The following is a 16940-nucleotide window of genomic DNA, read 5'->3' as shown; positions in this document are numbered from 1 at the left end:
GCCGGGATGGCAGCCCTTGTTGGCCTGTTACACCTTGAAGAAACCTATGCCCTGGTTGAGCTGGTGGATGATGTCGGTCAGCTGGGAGGCATCGTGGTTGACGCTCTCGGCGGCGGATACGTTCTCCAGCGACATCTGGGTGATCTCCTCGACCGACTGGGCGATCAGCTGGCTGGCGGCGGCCTGCTCATGGAGCATGGAGCTGATCTCCTGGATGAGGCCCACCACCTTGCGGGAACTCTGATCCACCTGGGCCATGGTATCGCTGGAGCTGTCGGTGGTTTCTCGCACCCTGCTCATGCTGTCGGCACAGGCATTCATTCCCTTGACCGCGCCTGTGGCCCCCTGCTGGATCGACTTGAGCATCTCGTTTATCTCTTGCGTCGCCTGGGTCGTCCGCGCCGCCAGGGTGCGCACCTCGTCGGCCACCACGGCAAAGCCACGGCCCATGTCACCGGCCCGTGCGGCCTCGATGGCGGCGTTGAGTGCCAGCAGGTTGGTCTGATCCGCCACTCCCTGGATCATCACCGAGATCTGGCTGATGCGGGTGATGTCATCGAACAGCCCCTGCACCTGTTTGGCCGAGTCGTTGACGGCCGTGGTGACCTTGAGCACCTCTTGCGAGGCGTGCTTGACCTGCTCTTCACCCGAATGGGCAATCTCCCCCGACTGCATCACCACGCTGTTGGCCTGGTTGGCGAAGGAGGAGAGCTGGGAGACCGAGGTGGTCAGCTCTTCGACCGATGCGGCTGTGTTGGCGGTCGCCAGCGACTGTTGCTGGGAGCTGGTGTTGACCTGCTGGGCGGCGGCGACCAGCTGGGAGGAGCTGGCAGTCAACCCTTCGGCGGCACGCTGCATGGTCGAGACGATGTCGCGCAGGCTGTGGCGGGTGCTGCTCATGGCTTGCTGCATCTGGGTCAGCTCGTCGTTGCCTTCCGCACTGTCCTGCGCCGTGAGATGCCCTTGCGCCAGCTGCTTCAGCTCGCTCATGATGGCGAGCAAGGGCAGATTGATGCTGCTGCTGAGCAGCCAGCCCAGCAACAGGGAGAGCATGACGGATCCGGCGAGTATGGTATAGGTGGTGGTGGTGATATCGGTGACGATCACGTCGCTGTCATCATAAGCCTTTTTGCCGAGCCCCTGATTGATGTCCACCAGCTTGCTGAGCAGATCGTCGACCACCTGAAAGCTGGCGGCGGCTTCCCCCTTCATCAACTTGACGGCGGTGTCGTTGTCATTGGCTGCGCTTGCCGCCATGGTTTTTTTCGCCGCGTCCTTGTAAATCGGCCAGGCTCTGTCCACCTCCGCCAACACGGATTTTTCCTGATCGGAGGTTTGGGTTGCCCGGTATTTATTCAGCAGGGCATTCATCTTCTGTTCGTAGCCATCCATCTGGCTGGCGATCTTGTCCATCCCCGCTGGGGTGGGCTCGATGACATAGTCAAACAGCGAACGGTTATGGTAGATGGCCTGCATATTGGCGTTGGAGACATCTGTGATGGGGGTCAGAATGTTGAGATACATGTCATTGAGCATGTCGTTGACGGTGGCGGTATTCTGTTTGCCGTAGAGCCCCACCCCGATCAGGATGAGGTTCAGCAACAGAAAAGAGACGATAAGCCGCGTCTTGATGGAGATCTGGCGAAGTAGGTTGTTCATGGTAGCCTCATGCTTGTTTTATTTGCGTTCCCTGCAGCGAGATTACGACTGCTCTCTTGTCATCCCACCCCTGGCCGGGTGAGCACCACAATATCGTTTCTGCATCCTTGTTATTTCACCCTTCATGTCACCCTGGCTTGCCATTCGGCAAACCAGGACGCTATCTGTGCCACAGGCAAGGGACGGCTGACGTAATAGCCCTGGGCCAGTTCACAGCCCAGCAGGGCCAGTTGCCGCCAGTCCTCTTCGCTCTCAACCCCTTCGGCCACCGTCTTGAGCCCGAGCTTCTGGCTCATGACGATGGCTGAGGTCAATATAGCCAGCTTCTTCGGGCTGCTATGGGCGTCGTGGACAAATTCTTTATCTATCTTGATCTCGGTGAAGGGGCAGCGGGATAACTGCTTCATGGAGGAGTAGCCGGTGCCATAATCATCCATTGCGACGCCAAACCCCCTGAGCCGCAAACGGGCCAGGGTGCCCAATGACATGGAGAGATTGGACATGAAGGTGGTTTCGGTGACTTCAATAATGATGGCGTTGCAGGGCAGTTGATGCTCCTGTACGACGGCAATCATGTTCTCGACCAATTTATCCGTGAGCAGCAGGCTCACCGGCAAATTGATCGAGCAGCTGATGGGGCCGGGCAGGCTGGCCAGTGTCGTGAGCGCCTCACAGGTGGCGTGCAGGAAGTGATAAAAGAAATCCAGCGCCAATTGCCCCTCTTCCAGATGGTGGACGAAACAGACGGGCGGGATCACGCCGTGTTCGGGATGGAGCCAGCGCACCAGGGCCTCAAAGCCATAGAGGCGCGAATCCGCCATCGTGATCTTGGGTTGCAGAAAGGGCACCAGTTGCCGGTTGTCCAGCGCCAGTTGTACATCGTCGGCGGTGAAGGCGAGCTGCATCCACTTCTTGTTCTCCCTGTGCACCAGGGGATCGCAATGCTGCAGCATGTTGCGCAGGTCACTCTGCCTGAGCGGCTTTGACAGCACGCCTATCACCTCCAGGGTACCCGCATCGGCAATGGCGTGGATCACGTCCAGCACATCCCGCTCCACCCCGCTCATCACGGCCACAAACATCCGGTAGTGGGTATTTTTCTCCAGGTTGCTGATGAGCTCCACCCCGTCCATGCCCGGCATGTTGAGGTCGGTCAGCAGCAGATCGATGCGCTCGTCTATGCGCTCCAGCTGCTGCAACTTGTCCAGTGCATCCTGACCATCCTGAGCCACATGAATGTGGCCAAACCCCAGCTCCTGCAACAGGCAGGTCACCTCATACTGCTGGGTGCGGGAGTCATCCACCACCATGGCACTGCGTCCTTGCCATTTTTCCAACGACATAATTACACGCCTCGCTGATCCGGACGGCTGAGCGTCTGGGTGATGTGGGTGAGTGACATGACTTCGTCCACGCCGCCATGGGCTATGGCCTCCTTGGGCATGCCAAACACCACGCAACTGCCTTCATCCTGCGCTATGGTGCGGGCCCCTGTGTCGTGCAGCTCTTTCATGCCCCGGGCACCGTCGTCCCCCATGCCGGTCATGATGATGCCAAGCGCATTGCTGCCCGCGCTCACGGCCACCGAGCGAAACAGCACGTCCACCGACGGGCAGTGGCGGGAGACCGGCGGGCCCTCTTTCACCTCGGCCAGATACTGGGTGCCGCTGCGCTGGATCAGCAGGTGCTTGCCGCCCGGGGCTATGATGGCGACGCCCGGCAGCAGGCGATCGCCGGTGGCGGCTTCCTTGACCTCCAGCTGGGAGAGGCTGTTGAGCCGCTCGGCGAAGGAGGCGGTAAACCGGGCCGGCATGTGCTGCACTATGGCCAGCCCCGGACAGCTGGCCGGCAGGCGGGAGAGCAGGTACTCCAGCGCCTGGGTGCCGCCGGTGGAGGTACCGAGCGCGATGATCTTCTCCGTGGTGCGAAACGAGATCCGATCTGCCGGGGGGGAGAGCATCTCATCGGCATTGCGGCGCGGGACGACCGCAATCGGATTGGTCGCGGGCAGTAGATTGCGCAGCTTGGCGTTGACGGCAGCTCGTATCTCCTGGATGAAGTCGTTGGCCGATTGCTGCAGGAAGCTCTTGATGCCCACGCTGGGCTTGGTGACGATGGAGATGGCCCCCGCCGAGAGGGCCTCCAGGGTGATCATGGCGCCCTCCTCGGTCAGGGAGGAGCAGATGATGACGGGGGTCGGGTGCTCGGCCATGATCTTCTTGAGGAAGGTCAGCCCGTCCATGCGCGGCATCTCTATGTCGAGGATGATGACATCGGGCCAGCACTTCTTCATCTGCTGCATGGCGAAGATGGGGTCGAAGGCGGCGCCAATGACCTCTATGTCCGCAGCCTTGCTCAGCATCTGGGTCAGCACTTCCCGCACCAGGGCCGAGTCGTCGACGATCAATACCCGTATTGTCATGGCGCATCCTTTGCTGGCAGGCGGTGATAGCGGGAAGGGGCCTCCTGCACCAGGGGAAGGTCCTGTTGGCGAATGACCTCTGAGTGCCCGACCAGCAGATAGCCACCGGGTCTCAGCAATTGGCAGAGCTGGGTCAGGACGCGGGCCTTGGTGGTGTCGTTGAAGTAGATGAGGACGTTTCTGAGCAAAATCACATCGAAATTGCGCTCCTGATACTCGCCGCACGACAGCAGGTTGAGGTTGGCGAAGGCGACTTTTCTGGCGAGCGCCGGCTTGACCCGGATCTTGCCCGCGTATTCGTCGTGACCGCGCTGAAAGTAGCGCAGCCACAGATGGGGTGGCACATGGCGGGCCCGCTCGACCGAATAGATGGCGCGCCGGGCAAAGGGAATGACGCGGGTATTGATGTCGGTGCCATGAATGCTCCAGCGTTCGTTGATGCCAAGCTGTTCGGCCAGCACCATGGCGGCGGAGTAAGCCTCCTCGCCGGTGGAGCAGGCCGCTGACCAGACGCGAAGCGGCTGGCTGCGACTGGCGAGCAGCTGCTCGGCATGGTGTTTCAGCCAGCTGAAGTGCTGGGCCTCGCGAAAAAAATAGGTCTCGTTGGTCGACAGCAGATTGATGGCGAGCTGGCGTTCCTGGGGATCGAGGGGCTGGTTTATCCGCTCCCAATAGGCTTGATAGCTGGTGAGCTGCAACGCCCGCAGCCGCTTGGCGAGTCTGGATTGCACCAGCGCCCGCTTGCAGGGGGCGAGATCTATGCCCGCCGTGTTGAGGATGAAGCGTCGAAACAGATCAAATTCGCTCTGACTGAGGGTCGGAACCAGCTCTGGCGTGAACAGCGGCGCCGCCATGTTCATCCGCCTTGCTCTTGCGAGAACAGCTGGCCGGTGGCGGCCTCGGCCATGGCGCTCAGCTCTGTGATGGAGAGCGCCTTGTGCATGTCGAGCAGGATGGCGAACCGCTGATCTATGGTGACCACCCCCTGAATGAAGTCGCCCCGGATGTGGGTGCCGAAGGTCGGGGCCGGTTCTATGGTGTCGGTTCGTATCTCCAGCACCTCGCACACCGCATCCAGCAGCATGCCGATCTCCTGCTCTTCCCCATTGCTGTTGGGCAGGGAGAGGATCGCGACGCAGGTGGTGGGCAGCAACGGGGTCTGATCTCTGCCAAAGCGGATGGAGAGATCGATCACCGGTACCACGGCGCCACGCAGGTTGATGATGCCCCGCACGAAGCGCGGCATCATGGGGACCGGGGTCATGCCTTCGAACTCGATGATTTCACGGATGCAGCCTATGTCGACCCCATACAGCTCCCCCCCCAGCATGAAGGTGACGCAGTGAAAATGGGAAGCCGTGGCAGCAGGAGCAAAGGTATCTCTCATCGGCCTGCTCCTAATAGTTGGTGAACTTGCCATCGTCGATTTCCCGCTCCAGATCCTCTTCGTGGAAGGGCTGTTGACGAGCTGGTCCCTTCTTCGGCTTGATGCGTCTGGCGGCGGAGTAGGTGGCACTGTGCAAGGGATGGGGTTGGCGGTTGTTGCCGCCCCTGAGCGTGAACTGCTGCATCAGCTCCTGCAGTTGCAGGGCGGTGGAGCTGAGCTCTTCCGAGGTGGAACTGAGCTCTTCCGCCGAGGCGGCCGAGGCCTGCATGCCATCGCTTATCTGGGTCACGGCTATGTTGATCTGGGAGACGCTGGCCCGCTGCTCGCGGGAGGCGGAGGCTATCTCCTGCACCAGGGTGGCGGTCTGATCGATGCCGGGCAGCATCTCGCGCAGCAACGAACCCGCCTGCTCGGCCACGCTGACGGAGCGACCCGCCAGCTCGCCTATCTCCTTGGCGGCGGTTTGTGACCGCTCCGCCAGTTTTCTCACCTCGGCGGCGACGGTGGCAAAGCCCTTGCCGTGCTCACCGGCCCTGGCCGCCTCAATGGCGGCATTGATGGCCAGCAGATCCGTCTTGTTGGCGATGTCATTGATGACTGTGATGCGCGAGGCGATCTCCTTCATGGCGTGGACCATCTCGCCAACCGCCTTGCCACTGTCGGTGGCGCTGCTGGCGGCCTTGGTGGAGATGTTCTCGGTCACCCTGGCGTTGTCGGCATTCTGGCTCACTGTCGCCGTCATCTCCTCGACCGAGGCGCTGGTCTGCTCGACGCTGGAGGCGAGCTCGGACGACGTCTGGGAGAGGGCATTGGCGGTGGCGGCCACCTGCTCGGAGGCCGAGCCTATCGCCTCCGACATGGCGCCCACCTCGTTGAGGGTATCGGAGAGGCGGTGGGCCATGCTCTTGATAGCATAGAGCAGGCTGCTGGTGTCGTCGGCTCTGAGCAGCACAGGGGTGGAGAGATCGCCGTCGGCGACGCGGGCTACCACCTGCACCGTATAGGAAGGATCTCCTCCCAGCTGGCGCAATATGCTGCGGGTCACCAGCAGGGACAGAATGAAGCAGATAAGAAAGGCGCTGCAGGCGATGGCGATCAGGATCTGCAGATTGTCCCCATAAACGATTTTGCTGTCGGCTAATGACTGAGTGGCGAGTTTGTCATTCAGGTTGACCAGGTCGGTGAGAAGATCGTCAGCAACATTGAACGCCGGTCGCCCCTGTTCGGCCAGCATGATGGCGGCTTTCTGGTTATTGAGATTGTCCCCCGCATCGGATTGCACAGTCCGTATGATGCTGTCGGCTATGGGTTTGTAAATTGCCCATGCCTGGTCAAAGCGAGCCAACAGATCTATTTCTGGCTGGGTGAGGGAGGTCTTGCGGTACTTGTCGATCAGTTCATTCATATTGCTTTCATAGCGCAACATGTTATTTTCATTTTCTTTTCTTGTTTTTTCGTTGTTTTCAAGCACATAGCGATAGAGGGCCCGACTCGTGTATATGGCCTGCATATTGGCGTTGGCCAGATCCTTGATGGGGATGAGCTGATTGGCATGCATGTTCTCGACCAGCGTTGCCATCTCCTTGGTGGAGGAGTAGCTGGTGAGCGTCAGCACGCCCAGCAACAACATGAGAATGGAAAACGAGAACACCAGCTTTGTTCTGACTTGCAAGTTGTGAAACCAGTCCATGGCTCTACTCCGTAAACCCTGTTAGTGACAGTATGGTCTGTGGTCAATGTCTGATGGTGTACAGGGCGTCGGCCTGCTGATGGAGCAAGTGTTGCTCCCGCCGCCACGCCAGCTGGATGAGTTGGGGTACGTCGAGGATCAGCGCCGGCTGGCCATTGCCCAGAATGGTGGAGCCGCTGACGTAACGCAGGGATTTGAACAAGTCTCCCAGCGGCTTGATCACCGCCTGCACTTCCCCTATCAGGCGATCCACCACGATACCGGCGCGGTTGTCGGCGTAATCGACCATCACCACGAACTCGGGTTCGGTCGCCGCCGGCAGGGCAAACAGTTCGCGCAGGGCGATGAAGGGAACCCACTCTCCGCGCACGTTGATCTGGCGACTCTGGCTGTGCAGGGCATCCGGCGGCAGGTCGATGCACTCGACCATCATGTCGAGGGGGATTACCAGGGAGGCGTGATCTACCTCAATCCGGAAGCCGTCTATGATGGCCAGGGTCAAGGGCAGCCTGAGCCGGAAGGTGGTGCCTGCACCCAGCCGACTCTCTATGGTGGTTTCACCGCGCAGAAAGTCCAGATTGCGCTTGACCACATCCAGCCCGACCCCACGCCCCGAGAGATCGCTGACATCGGCGGCGGTCGAGAATCCCGGCAGGAACAGCAGCTGGAAGATCTCCTGCTCACCGAATACCTTACCCTCCGGCACCATGCCCTGGGCGTGGGCCTTGGCGAGGATCTTGTCGCGATCTATGCCCCGGCCGTCATCGCTCACCTCCACCACAACGGCACCGGCGTCATGGTAGGCATTCAGGGTGATCACCCCTTGCGCCGGCTTGCCGGCCGCCAGCCGCAGTGCCTGATCTTCGAGGCCGTGATCGGCGGCATTGCGCACCAGATGCATCAGGGGATCGGTCAGTTTCTCGACCATGGATTTGTCGATGTCGGTGTCGGCGTTGCGGATCTGCAGCTGGATCTCCTTGCCCGTCTGCTGGGAGAGTTCGTGCACCAGTCGCGGGAAACGGTTGAAGATCTCGTTGATGGGCACCATGCGCAGGGTCAGGGCATCGTCACGTATCCCCTCCACCAGGGTGTTGACGGTGGCGACTGATTCGATGAGCTCCGCATCCCCCCTGAGCCTGGCCTGCAGTGTGGTGGCCGAGGTGGCGATCACCAGCTCGCCGACCCGGTTGATCAGGCGATCCAGCTTGGCCGCCTCGATCCGGATGTAGTGCCCTTCGGCGCGCAGCTGCGGCTTGGCCTGAACCTGGGGGGCGGGGATGGGGGCAGGCTCGGGCTCCGTTGGTGTCGGCGTCGTGGCGGCACTCGGCAAGTCACCGCTCGCGATGCGGGCGGCTTCCGCTTCGGTCAGTGCCTGGGCGGCCACCCAGCGTTGCAGCTGGGCCGAGAGTGGTTCATCCCGCCATGCCGCCAGCCGTTGGCCCTGCTCGGCAAACAGCGCCAGATCCTGATGCGGCGTGAGCACGCTGATGAGGCTGGCGTGGGCGACAAAGTCGAAGGTGCCCAGGATCCGTTCTCTGGGCTCGGCACTGAGCAGGCCTATCTCGTAGCCGAGAAAACATTCTGTGGGATCGAGCAGTTGCAGTGGTGGCCACTCGTGCCAGACTGGCTGGATGAAGTGGATCCGTCCCAGATTGGCCAGGTAGCGGATGAAGGCAAGCAGGTCGAAGCCATCCTGATACAGGGCCGGATAGAAGCGCAAGGAGAGGTGCCAGGGGCGCAGATCCTGCGAGGCGACGGGGGTCGGCGAGGGCATGGCCAGCGGCTCGCTGGGCAGGGTCTGGTGACCCTGCAACTGGGAGAGCAGGGCCAGGATCTGCTGGGTCTCGGTCTGCTGCAGTTCGGGATTGTGTTCGGCGCCCTGCAACAGATCGCGCAGTTGATCGTTGCAGGCCAGCAACAGGTTGATCAGGTGTTCATCCAGCGCTATCTCGCCGCTGCGCAGCCGCTCCAGCATGTTTTCCATGGCATGGGCGAAGCGCACCAGCATGGTCAGCCCCAACATGCCCGCCGAACCCTTGATGGTGTGGGCGGTGCGAAACATCAGGTTGTAGGTGTCGGGGTGGGCCGGATAGCTCTCACGATCCAGCAGGGCATGTTCCAGGTTGTCGCATTGCTCATAGGCCTCTTCGAAAAAGAGGGCGCGGGCCTTATTGATGTCCATGAATCGCCCCCTCTGAGCCTACGTCTGCCCACAACCCCAGCTCGGTCAATACCTCGTGGGCGACACACTCATCGCTCGCCAGCAGCCGCAGCCGCTTGCTCTGCTGGCTTGCTTCCTGCTGCAAGATGGCGATGAGCTGGGCGCCACAGCCGTCGAGCACCTCCAGCGGGTTCAAGTCCAGGTTCAGGTCGGCAAAGTTGAGCAGGCCGAACAGATCGTCCTGCAGATCCCCCAGCGTCATTATGCTCAGTTCACCGCTCAGGGTGGCGGTGGGGGGAGTGTGCCGGGTATCGAGTTCCAGGCTCATGACAGTCGCTCCCGGATCATGGTTGCACCACCTTGTAGACATCATCGAGCAGCTTGAGCGGCTCGAACGGCTTGGTCAGCCAGACCCGGGCGCCGGCCTCGAATCCCTCTCGCTTGATCTGGTCGGAGTCTTCCGTGGTCAGCATGATGAAGGGGAGGTAGCGGGTCGTCTGCTGTGCCTTGACCCGTCTGAGCAGCGTCATGCCATCCATGCCGGGCATGTTGAGGTCTGAAATAATGAGGTGTACGCGTTGGTTGTCCAGCTGAATGAGGGCGGCCTCGCCATCCCCTGCTTCTATCACGTCAAAACCGGCGCTGCTGAGCGTCATGGTGATGGCCGCCCTGATCCCGACGGAATCATCCACCACCAGTATGGTCTTGCCCATAAGTCATCCTCTCGACGCTACATCAGGAGTGGGCCCCAGCGCAGGGGCGAGGCCAGCTCTGGGCCTCAGTGATAATTGTTGTTCAAGAGTCTGATGTTGGAGAGATTTTTTATATTGCAACCAGACCTGGGAGACACTTGGCACTGATTGTGCAACCTCATATGGGGGCTAGGGGTGGAAACGAGGGGAAGGCTCCTGGCAGTGGTGCGATTTTGCCCGAATAAAAGGGAGTTGAATGAGCACTTCCATGAGCACGATATTGATGGAACGACAGCTGATAATAAATATCATTGGCAAGTCTATTCTTGTTGTTTACATATATGATCACAAATAATAAAGGTATATTTTATCGGCCTCTTTCTTTTCTGGCGATCACTCATGGCTGATAACATCAGTGGCCTGGAAAATAGTGTGACAACGCTTTCATTCTGATTATTTAACATCGCGAATTAACGAATGATTTTTATGTTGTTAATTCATAAAGCCACAAAAATAACCCTTTGTGGGTATTTGTTGGTTCATTGCAGTGTTAGCTAACTACATGCTGCATATGGTTTTTTTAATTAATGATGATGAGTTATATATCCGGCTAATGTCCCGCAGCTTGATGGAGATCAACACGGGAGGAGAGGGGAGTCCTTAGCATTTCCGCTATTAAGCATTTATCAAACAAGTGCTCACTAACGGGAATAAGAAGAATGGTCGAGGATAATTTTTTATCGGCTCATGGAATTAATCGCCGTGACTTTATGAAATTGTGCGCCGGGATGGCCGCAACCCTGGGATTAAGCCAGAATGCCGTGGCCAAGATGGCTATGGCGCTCACCAGCCCCGAGCGGCCACCGGTGATCTGGATTGGCGCGCAGGAGTGCACGGGTTGCACCGAGTCACTGCTGCGCTCAACCCACCCCACCATAGAAAACCTGATCCTCAACACCATTTCGCTGGAGTACCACGAGGTGCTCTCGGCGGCCTTTGGCCATCAGGCGGAAGAGAACAAGCGCAACGCCATCGAGCGCTACAAGGGCAAGTATGTGCTGGTGGTGGACGGCTCCATTCCATTGAAAGATGGTGGCGTCTACTGCATGGTGGCCGGTGAACCCATAGTCGATCATATCCGCCGTGCGGCTGCCGATGCGGCTGCCGTCATCGCCATCGGTTCCTGCTCTGCCTGGGGCGGCGTGCCCGCCAGCGGTGGCAACCCGACCGGCGCCGTCAGCCTGGAGGAGGCCCTTGGCAATATCGGCACCCCCATCATCAATATTCCAGGTTGCCCGCCCAACCCCCACAACTTCCTCACCACGGTCGCCTACTACATCACCTACGGCAAGTTGCCGGCGCTCGATGCCAAGAAGCGCCCGCTGTTTGCCTATGAGCGGCTCATCCACGAGAACTGCGAGCGCCGCCCGCACTTCGATGCGGGACGTTTTGCCAAGGAGTTCGGCGACGAGGGCCACCGTCAGGGCTGGTGCCTCTACCATCTTGGCTGCAAGGGACCCGAGACCTACGGCAACTGCTCGACCCTGGAGTTCTGCGACGTGGGTGGCGGCATCTGGCCGGTGGGCATAGGCCATCCCTGCTATGGCTGCAACGAACAGGGGGTGGGTTTCAGCAAGGGGATCTTCCAGCTCGCCAAGGTCGAAAATCCGACCCCGCGGGTGGAGAAACCCGACGTGGCCATTCAGGAGGGGGGGCACATGTCGCCCACCGCCACCGGCCTCATCGGCGGTGCCCTCGGGGTACTGGTCGGGGTGAGCCTGATGACGGTGCGCGAACTCGGTCGCCAGCAGAAGCGCCACGAAGCCGGGCAGCACCCATCACGGGAGGAGTGACCGTGAACAGACGCAATTTCCTCAAGTTTGCCTCCGCCAGCGCGCTGGCGGCAGGGGCCGCCGTGCCCGGCAGCGCCATGGCGGCGGCCAAGAACAAGCCGCCCATTCCCGGATCGCTCGGCATGCTCTACGACTCCACCCTCTGCGTCGGCTGTCAGGCCTGCGTGGCGGAGTGCCAGCGCCTCAACGGCAACCCGGCCAACCCGGCGGGGGAGCAGACCTGGTCCAACAACGACAAGCTGACTCCCTACACCAACAACATCATCCAGGTGTGGAAGAGCGGCACGGGTGAGCACAAGGATCAGCTGGTGGATGGCTATGCCTACATCAAGAAGCAGTGCATGCACTGCGTCGATCCCAACTGTGTCTCCGTCTGTCCGGTGCAGGCCCTTAAAAAAGATCCCAAGACCGGCATAGTCCACTACGACCCGAGCGTCTGCACCGGCTGCCGCTACTGCATGGTGGGCTGCCCGTTCGATGTGCCCAAATATGACTACGACAACCCGTTCGGGGCCATTCACAAGTGCGAGCTCTGCAACCAGCAGGGGCTTGAGCGGATCAATCAGGGCAAGCTGCCCGGTTGTGTCGAGGTGTGCCCGACCGGCGCCGTCATCTTCGGCAGCCGCGAGGATCTGATGGCCGAGGCCAGGCGCCGCCTGCTGGCGAGCCCGGGCAGCGAGTACGCCTATCCGCGCCAGACCCTTAACGCCAACGACCCTTATCTGCATGAAGTGCCGAACTACCAGCCCTACGTCTATGGCGAGAAAGAGGGCGGTGGCACCCAGGTGCTGGTGTTGGCCGGGGTGCCTTACACCAAGCTCGACATGCCGGATCTGCCGGAGCTCTCCTCAGGGGCGCGCTCGGAGCATATCCAGCACACCCTCTACAAGGGGATGGTGCTGCCCATGGTGGTGCTGACCGGCCTCTCTGTGCTCATTCGCCGCAACGCCAAGAAGCACGATCAGGCGCACCCTCATGACGAGGACCCTGCGTCTGGGCAGGGCAAAGAGCCGGGTTCTGACAAGGGAGGCAAGGATCATGAGTAACCACAAGGCACATCCGCTCGGTGGCAAGCTGGTCAGCTGGCCCGTCATAGTGCTGGCGCCCTTCGTCATCCTGTGCGGCATGCTGATCCTCAAACGCCTCATCTTCGGGCTGGGTTCGGTCACTGATTTGAACGGGGGCTACCCCTGGGGTCTGTGGATCTCGTTTGATCTGCTGATCGGCACAGGTTTCGCCTGCGGTGGCTGGGCCCTGGCCTGGGCCGTCTATGTGTTCAACAAGGGCGAATATCACCCCCTGGTGCGACCGGCGCTCCTGGCGAGTCTGTTCGGCTATTCGCTGGGCGGCCTCTCCATCACAATCGATGTGGGGCGTTACTGGAACCTGCCTTACTTCTACATTCCGGGTTTCTTCAACACCTCCTCTGTGCTGTTCGAGACGGCGGTCTGCATGACCATCTACATAGGGGTGATGGCGCTGGAGTTCGCGCCCGTGCTCTTGGAGAAGTTCGGCTGGAAGACTTCCATGGCGCGGCTCAACAAGATCATGTTCTTCATCCTGGCGCTGGGGGCCCTGCTGCCCACCATGCACCAGTCCTCCATGGGATCCCTGATGATAGTGGCGGGAGAGAAGATACATCCGCTCTGGCAAAGCTACGAGCTGCTGCCTGTCTTCTCCTTGTTGACCGCCTTCATCATGGGCTTTTCCATAGTGGTGTTTGAAGGTTCTTTGGTGCAGGCGGGGCTGGCGGGGCGGGGTCCCAACGAGAAGTCGCTGTTCTACAAGCTGACCCAGGTGATCGACATCTTCCTGATCCTGTTTGTGGCGCTGCGTTTTGCCGAGATCGTCATCAACGACAAGTCGGCCTATCTCTCCGAGTTCAACCGCTACGCCGTCATGTTCTGGAGCGAGATTGCGCTGATGATCTTCCCGCTGCTGGTGTTCCACTGGGACAAGAGCCGCCGGGACTCGCGCATGTTGTTCCTGGGGGCCCTCAGCATGCTGCTGGGCGCAGCCCTCTGGCGACTGGATTACTCCCTGCTCGCCTTCAACCCCGGCAATGGCTATCACTACTTCCCCTCCGCGGCGGAAGTGCTGATCTCCTTGGGCTTCGTCGCCATCGAGGTCTGTGCCTATTTGCTGCTGATCCGGCTCTTGCCGGTACTGCCATCACTTGAACGTGTTCACCAAGATTATCAGGCCCGAGGGAAAGCCAACGTATGAGCCAACGTATCACCATAGACCCCATCACCCGTATTGAGGGGCACCTGCGTATCGACTGCGAGATCGAAGGCGGCATAGTCACCAAGGCCTGGTCGTCCGGCACCATGTGGCGCGGAATGGAGGAGATCGTCAAGGGCAACGACCCGCGCGATGCCTGGATGATAGTGCAGCGCATCTGCGGGGTATGTACCTCCATTCACGCCATCGCCTCGGTGCGGGCGGTGGAGAACGCCATCGGTGCCCAGGTGCCGGTCAACGCCCAGTACATCCGCAATCTCATCATCGCGGCCCACAACATCCACGATCACATAGTCCACTTCTACCAGCTCTCCGCACTGGACTGGGTGGACATCACGGCGGCGCTTGAGGCCAACCCGCAAAAGGCGGCGGACATCCTCAAAGGGGTGTCCACCTGGTCCCTCAACAGCGCCGAAGAGCTGACCAAGGTGCAGGACAAGATCCGCGCCCTGGTGGCGAGCGGCCAGCTCGGCATCTTTGCCAACGGTTACTGGGGTCACAAGGCCATGAAGCTGAGCCCGGAGGTGAACCTCATCGCCGTGGCCCACTACCTGCAGGCGCTGGAGTGCCAGCGCGATGCCAACCGCATCGTCGCCATCCTGGGGGGCAAGACGCCCCACATCCAGAACCTGGCGGTGGGCGGGGTAGCCAACCCCATCAACCTGGATGCCCCTAGCGTGCTCAACCTGGAGCGGCTGCTCTATGTGAAGAGCTTCATCGACCGGCTCGGCGAGTTCATCGAGCAGGTCTACAAGGTGGATGCCGCCATCATAGCCGCTCACTATCCCGAGTGGCTGAGCCTGGGGCAGGGGGCCAAGCACTACCTGAGCGTGCCCGAGCTTCCCACCGATGCCAAGGGTGGCAGCTTCCTGATGCCGGGCGGCTACATCGAGAACGGCGATCTGGCGGGCTATCGCCCCATCGAGAGCCATCAGGATGCCTGGTTGATGGACGGCATAGCCGAGAGCAACAAGCACGCCTGGTACAAGGATGACGAACCTCTCAAACCCTGGGAGGGCAAGACAGAGCCGAACTACACCGGCTGGCAGGATGACGGCAAGTACTCCTGGGTCAAATCCCCCACCTTTTACGGCAAGGTGGTGGAGGTGGGGCCGCTCGCAGACTTGCTGGTCAAGCTCGCCGCCAAGCACCCGGAGACTGTGACCCATTTCGATCAGCTGAACGGCCTTTACAAGGCGCTGACCGGTTCTGCCATCAAGACAGAACAGCTGCACTCCACCATGGGCCGCATCATAGGCCGCGCGGTGCGCTGCTGTGTGCTCAAAGACACCCTGGCGCACCAGTGGAAGGCGCTGGTCGACAACATCGGCAAGGGGGATTTCAGCGCCTACATCAAGGCCGAGATCCCGGCGGACAAGGAGTTTCGCGGGGTGGGCTTCGAGGAGGCGCCGCGCGGCATGCTCTCCCACTGGATCGTCATCAAGGAGGGCAAGATCGCCAACTATCAGGCGGTGGTGCCGTCGACCTGGAACTCGGGTCCGCGCAACTTCAACGACGAACCCGGCCCCTACGAGCAGGCGCTGGTGGGCACGCCGGTGGCGGATCCCGCCAAACCGCTGGAGGTGGTGCGCACCATCCACTCGTTCGATCCCTGCATGTCCTGCGCGGTGCACGTGGTGGATACCCAGAATGGTGAAGTGACCCAGGTTAAGGTGCTGTGATGAACACCTTGATCCTTGGGGTCGGCAACCTGCTGCTGAGTGACGAGGCGGTGGGGGTGCGCCTCGTCGAGGCGCTGGGGCGCGAATACCGTTTCGCCCCCAGCATCGAGCTGCTCGATGGCGGCACCGCCGGCATGGAGCTGCTCGAAGCCATGGCCAGTCGTGACCACATCATACTGGCGGACGCGGTACGCAGCGGCAACCCGCCGGGCACTGTGGTGACCCTGCAGGGCGAGGAGATCCCGACCCTGTTTGGCCGCAAGATATCCCCCCATCAGCTGGGGCTGGCGGATGTGCTCTCGGCGCTGCACATGACGGGGGAGTCGCCAAAGCGGCTCACCCTGATAGGGGTGGAGCCTGAATCACTCGAACCCCGCATCGGCCTCACCCCGTTAGTGGCGGCGGCCATGGGGGAGGCGAAGGATAGGATCTTGACCCTGCTGGCCAGCGTCGGCGCCCCCGCCATTGCGCTTTCCGAACAGGAAAAGGCAAAACAGGAGCAGGAGGGCCTATGGCGCAGTCCCATTTGAGCGAGGCTGATGCCGTGCAGGAACGCGTGCAGGAGTTCATCGGTTTTGCCACCAATCCCGCGCCCCTGCTGGTGGCCCAGTATGAGCGGATCGCCCGGGAGCAGATGCAGGCACTGCCCTTCTACCACGCCACCATGCCCATAGTGGCCGAGTGCGTGTTGTTTGAAGAGCAGTGGCTCGGTTGCGTGCTCACCCCCTGGATGCTGAGCCTGGTGGTGCTGCCGGGGCCGGATCAATATTGGCCCGTGCGCAGCAGCAGCGATCGGCTCGCCTTGCAGCTCCCCTGCGGCAACATGACCTTCATGGTGGGCGAACTGCCCGAGACGGGGCAGCTGCTGGCCTGCTCCCTGATGTCGCCGCTGGATCCGCACCTTGGTGCCGAGGAGGGGCGCTCGCTGGTGAGCAGCACCCTCAAGATGCTGCACTCCTTGCCGGTGCAGCAAGGCGCCGCCGGCGTGGATCTGGGGCGCAGACGGCTGTTTGGTGCCCGTCGTGGCCAACCGGCATAGCCGCTAGGTTTCACGCGAAATCAAGTTTAGAATAGGGGCCCGTTTTGGCCCCTCACTCGCTTCTTCGTCCGGCGTTTTTCTTCGAGGTGAGTGGTACAAACGAACAAGGAA

General features: G+C 60.7%; 15 protein-coding genes. 6 read left to right on the top strand and 9 right to left on the bottom strand.

Going from position 1 to position 16940, the window contains the following annotated elements:
- Positions 1-27: 27 nt before the first annotated feature.
- The 9 genes from IU367_RS12850 to IU367_RS12810 form a co-directional block, all read right to left on the bottom strand.
- Positions 28-1659: a methyl-accepting chemotaxis protein gene (locus IU367_RS12850; protein WP_274452099.1), complete on the bottom strand. Its 1632-nt coding sequence runs from the start codon at positions 1657-1659 to the stop codon at positions 28-30.
- A gap of 122 nt (positions 1660-1781) precedes the next feature.
- Positions 1782-3002 (bottom strand): EAL domain-containing response regulator, encoded by a 1221-nt coding sequence (locus IU367_RS12845; protein ID WP_274452098.1) that lies wholly within the window; start codon positions 3000-3002, stop codon positions 1782-1784.
- A gap of 2 nt (positions 3003-3004) precedes the next feature.
- Positions 3005-4081 carry a protein-glutamate methylesterase/protein-glutamine glutaminase gene (locus IU367_RS12840; protein ID WP_274452097.1) on the bottom strand — a complete coding sequence of 359 codons (1077 nt, stop codon included), beginning with the start codon at positions 4079-4081 and terminating at the stop codon, positions 3005-3007.
- The gene (locus IU367_RS12835; protein WP_274452096.1) at positions 4078-4941 is read right to left on the bottom strand and encodes a CheR family methyltransferase; all 864 of its coding nucleotides are present in this window, start codon (positions 4939-4941) and stop codon (positions 4078-4080) included. Before IU367_RS12835 ends, IU367_RS12840 begins: the two co-directional genes overlap by 4 nt.
- Positions 4938-5468: a chemotaxis protein CheW gene (locus IU367_RS12830; RefSeq protein WP_098984283.1), complete on the bottom strand. Its 531-nt coding sequence runs from the start codon at positions 5466-5468 to the stop codon at positions 4938-4940. The genes IU367_RS12835 and IU367_RS12830 overlap by 4 nt, the downstream gene beginning before the upstream one ends.
- Positions 5469-5478: 10 nt before the next feature.
- On the bottom strand, positions 5479-7158 hold the full coding sequence (locus IU367_RS12825; protein ID WP_103472367.1) for a methyl-accepting chemotaxis protein: 1680 nt from the start codon (positions 7156-7158) through the stop codon (positions 5479-5481).
- Between the two features lie 43 nt (positions 7159-7201).
- Positions 7202-9340, bottom strand: a complete 2139-nt coding sequence (locus IU367_RS12820; RefSeq protein WP_274452095.1) for a chemotaxis protein CheA — start codon at positions 9338-9340, stop codon at positions 7202-7204.
- Entirely contained in the window at positions 9327-9647 is a 321-nt protein-coding gene (locus tag IU367_RS12815) for an STAS domain-containing protein (protein ID WP_098984280.1), read from the bottom strand. The genes IU367_RS12820 and IU367_RS12815 overlap by 14 nt, the downstream gene beginning before the upstream one ends.
- 16 nt (positions 9648-9663) lie before the next feature.
- The gene (locus IU367_RS12810) at positions 9664-10032 is read right to left on the bottom strand and encodes a response regulator (RefSeq protein ID WP_042871385.1); all 369 of its coding nucleotides are present in this window, start codon (positions 10030-10032) and stop codon (positions 9664-9666) included.
- A gap of 698 nt (positions 10033-10730) precedes the next feature.
- Here IU367_RS12810 and hybO point away from each other — a divergent pair.
- From hybO to hybE, 6 genes are read left to right on the top strand one after another with little or no spacing between them, the layout of a single operon-like run.
- Positions 10731-11864, top strand: a complete 1134-nt coding sequence (gene hybO / locus IU367_RS12805) for a hydrogenase 2 small subunit (RefSeq protein ID WP_043136597.1) — start codon at positions 10731-10733, stop codon at positions 11862-11864.
- 2 nt (positions 11865-11866) lie between these two features.
- Positions 11867-12910, top strand: coding sequence for a hydrogenase 2 operon protein HybA (hybA, locus tag IU367_RS12800; protein WP_043136595.1), 1044 nt, complete (start codon positions 11867-11869; stop codon positions 12908-12910).
- Positions 12903-14090 (top strand): Ni/Fe-hydrogenase cytochrome b subunit, encoded by a 1188-nt coding sequence (gene hybB, locus IU367_RS12795; RefSeq protein WP_274452094.1) that lies wholly within the window; start codon positions 12903-12905, stop codon positions 14088-14090. Before hybA ends, hybB begins: the two co-directional genes overlap by 8 nt.
- Positions 14087-15790 (top strand): hydrogenase 2 large subunit, encoded by a 1704-nt coding sequence (gene hybC, locus IU367_RS12790; RefSeq protein WP_274452093.1) that lies wholly within the window; start codon positions 14087-14089, stop codon positions 15788-15790. The genes hybB and hybC overlap by 4 nt, the downstream gene beginning before the upstream one ends.
- Positions 15790-16320: a HyaD/HybD family hydrogenase maturation endopeptidase gene (locus IU367_RS12785; RefSeq protein ID WP_274452092.1), complete on the top strand. Its 531-nt coding sequence runs from the start codon at positions 15790-15792 to the stop codon at positions 16318-16320. Before hybC ends, IU367_RS12785 begins: the two co-directional genes overlap by 1 nt.
- Entirely contained in the window at positions 16302-16829 is a 528-nt protein-coding gene (hybE, locus tag IU367_RS12780) for a hydrogenase-2 assembly chaperone (protein ID WP_274452091.1), read from the top strand. The genes IU367_RS12785 and hybE overlap by 19 nt, the downstream gene beginning before the upstream one ends.
- The last annotated feature ends 111 nt before the right edge of the window (positions 16830-16940 follow it).

The sequence above is a fragment of the Aeromonas bestiarum genome (assembly GCF_028751155.1).
Classification (GTDB): Bacteria; Pseudomonadota; Gammaproteobacteria; order Enterobacterales; family Aeromonadaceae; genus Aeromonas; species Aeromonas bestiarum.
The sequence above is the reverse complement of the archived record's forward strand: the minus strand, read 5'-3'. Positions and strand labels throughout refer to the sequence as shown.

Coding starts and splice junctions, on each gene's coding strand:
- hybC (WP_274452093.1), top strand. CDS start 14,087: ATGAGCCAACGTATCACCATAGACCCCATCACCCGTATTGAGGGGCAC.
- hybE (WP_274452091.1), top strand. CDS start 16,302: ATGGCGCAGTCCCATTTGAGCGAGGCTGATGCCGTGCAGGAACGCGTG.
- IU367_RS12825 (WP_103472367.1), bottom strand. CDS start 7,158: ATGGACTGGTTTCACAACTTGCAAGTCAGAACAAAGCTGGTGTTCTCG.
- IU367_RS12830 (WP_098984283.1), bottom strand. CDS start 5,468: ATGAGAGATACCTTTGCTCCTGCTGCCACGGCTTCCCATTTTCACTGC.
- IU367_RS12850 (WP_274452099.1), bottom strand. CDS start 1,659: ATGAACAACCTACTTCGCCAGATCTCCATCAAGACGCGGCTTATCGTC.
- IU367_RS12835 (WP_274452096.1), bottom strand. CDS start 4,941: ATGAACATGGCGGCGCCGCTGTTCACGCCAGAGCTGGTTCCGACCCTC.
- IU367_RS12785 (WP_274452092.1), top strand. CDS start 15,790: ATGAACACCTTGATCCTTGGGGTCGGCAACCTGCTGCTGAGTGACGAG.
- hybB (WP_274452094.1), top strand. CDS start 12,903: ATGAGTAACCACAAGGCACATCCGCTCGGTGGCAAGCTGGTCAGCTGG.
- IU367_RS12810 (WP_042871385.1), bottom strand. CDS start 10,032: ATGGGCAAGACCATACTGGTGGTGGATGATTCCGTCGGGATCAGGGCG.
- IU367_RS12845 (WP_274452098.1), bottom strand. CDS start 3,002: ATGTCGTTGGAAAAATGGCAAGGACGCAGTGCCATGGTGGTGGATGAC.
- IU367_RS12815 (WP_098984280.1), bottom strand. CDS start 9,647: ATGAGCCTGGAACTCGATACCCGGCACACTCCCCCCACCGCCACCCTG.
- IU367_RS12840 (WP_274452097.1), bottom strand. CDS start 4,081: ATGACAATACGGGTATTGATCGTCGACGACTCGGCCCTGGTGCGGGAA.
- hybO (WP_043136597.1), top strand. CDS start 10,731: ATGGTCGAGGATAATTTTTTATCGGCTCATGGAATTAATCGCCGTGAC.
- IU367_RS12820 (WP_274452095.1), bottom strand. CDS start 9,340: ATGGACATCAATAAGGCCCGCGCCCTCTTTTTCGAAGAGGCCTATGAG.